This window comes from Actinosynnema sp. NPDC023658, assembly GCF_040639995.1.
In the GTDB taxonomy this organism is placed as follows: domain Bacteria; phylum Actinomycetota; class Actinomycetes; order Mycobacteriales; family Pseudonocardiaceae; genus Actinosynnema.
Genome location: NZ_JBFAAX010001004.1, coordinates 1 through 1,954 on the forward strand (window position 1 = coordinate 1; position 1,954 = coordinate 1,954).

3 protein-coding genes are annotated in these 1,954 nt (G+C 71.8%); all 3 read left to right on the forward strand.

The genetic code is table 11. The features are described 5' to 3' along the window. Nucleotides 1-192 (forward strand): hypothetical protein (locus AB0G02_RS37410; RefSeq protein WP_360804401.1); only part of this gene is annotated, 192 nt, incomplete at its 5' end. Then, nucleotides 189-848 (forward strand): hypothetical protein, encoded by a 660-nt coding sequence (locus AB0G02_RS37415; RefSeq protein WP_360804404.1) that lies wholly within the window; start codon nucleotides 189-191, stop codon nucleotides 846-848. The genes AB0G02_RS37410 and AB0G02_RS37415, both read left to right, overlap by 4 nt. Nucleotides 849-1,077: 229 nt before the next feature. Next, a partial coding sequence (locus tag AB0G02_RS37420; protein ID WP_360804407.1) for a carboxyl transferase domain-containing protein occupies nucleotides 1,078-1,954 on the forward strand: 877 nt, incomplete at its 3' end.

Consider the following 1,954-nt stretch of genomic DNA (forward strand, 5'->3'; position numbering starts at 1 on the left):
CTGACCGCGGTGGACGGCCGCGTGCACTGGGTGGGCAACGAGGTGGTCGACGCCACCCCGCTCACCGGCGTGCTGGACGCCGGCCGGACCCGCCCGTCCGTGCCGCAGGACGCGAAGGCCCTGGGTCTCGCGGGCACCCGCTCCGGCTGGCTCACCGGCGGTCGGCTGATCACCGCGGAGGCGACCCGATGATCACGTTCAGCCGGATCGACGGCACGCCGGTCTACTACTGGCGGTCCACCCGCGGCGACACGACGCTGCGCAACTGGCAGGCCACCCAGGAGTTCTACGACTCCCTGGTGCTCTGGATCCGCGACCTGCGGTCGTTGTCGTCGGCGTACGGCAGCATCACGTACCTGGTGTCGGCGGGCTTCTACGTGAACAAGCCCGGCGAGCACGGCACGGGCACGGCCATGGACCTCGACCACGTGCGGTGGAGCGGCGGTCAGACCTCCTCGCCGCTGGACCACGACCACGCGTCCGGCACGATCGCCACGCGCCGTCGTTACCTGGCGGTGGAAGCGGTGTGCCGGCGGCGGTTGCGGTACGTGCTGGACGGTTGGTACAACGCCGACCACGCCGACCACATCCACTCCGACTTCGGCGGCCTGCCGGTCCGCTGCGTGACGGGGTCCGAGAGCGACACGAAGTTCGTCCAGTCGCTGTGCAACAACTTCATGAGCTCGGGCCTGGACGTGGACGGCATCTGGGGTCCGAAGACCACCAGCGCGTTCACCGCCGCCAAGTCCAAGCTCGCCGTCACCGGTGACCCGCACACCAGCACCGCGGCGTGGCAGTCGTTCCTGTCCGCGGCGGCCCGGAAGGGGTTCGCCAACCAGGCGTTCTGACGCGCGTCCGCGTTCGAGGGGCCCGTGAGCCGTCGTCGGCTCGCGGGCCCTCGCGCGTCGGTGTCGATCACCGCCCGGATGATGGAGCCCGTATAGACGCCCCTGTCTACATTCGAACCTCCCTGATCGACGCCGGTGTCCAGCAGGAGGTGTCCGGATGAGCACTTCGGAACTCGACTTCGCACCCGTCCGGCCGGCCCCGGACGCCGAGGTCGAGGACGGGCGGACGATGGAGGGGTTGCGCGAGGAGCACGGCAGGCAGCGGTCGCGCATCGCCGCCGGGCGACCGGAAGCCGTGGCGCGGCAGCACAAGCTGGGCAAGCACACCGCCCGCGAACGGCTGGACCTGCTGCTCGACGTCGGGTCGTTCGTCGAGGTGGAGCTGTACCGACGCGGCACGACCGGCACGCACACCGACGGCGTGGTCGCCGGGTCCGGCACGGTCGACGGCCGCCGGGTGTTCGTCTACGCGCAGGACTTCACCATCTCCGGCGGCTCGCTGGGCGCGGCGCACGCGGCGAAGATCCAGAAGGTGATGGACCTCGCGGTCGCCACCGGCTCCCCCGTGGTCGGGCTCAACGACAGCGGCGGCGCCCGCATCCAGGAGGGCGTGCTCGCGCTGCACGGCTACGGCGGCATCTTCCAGCGCCAGGTCCGCGCCTCCGGTGTCGTGCCGCAGATCGCGGTCGTCCTCGGCCCGTCCGCCGGCGGTGCCGCCTACTCCCCCGCGCTGGCCGACTTCACGTTCATGGTCCGCGAGACCGCGCAGCTGTACCTGACCGGGCCCGACATCGTCGCGCAGGTGACCGGCGAGCGGGTCAGCCACGACGACCTCGGCGGCGCGGACGTCCACGGCTCGCGCTCCGGTGTGGCCTCGTTCGTGCACGACGACGAGAAGAGCTGCCTGGAGGGCGTGCGGGAGCTGCTGTCGTTCCTGCCGTCCAACAACCTGGAGTCGCCGCCGGCGCTGCCGTCCCGCGGCGCGGGCACCGACCGCAGGCCCCGGCTGGCCGAGGTCGTGCCCGTGGAGCCGAACAGGCCCTACGACATCCGGGCCGTGCTGGCCGAGATCGTCGACGACGGCGACCTCCATAGGCACGACTGGT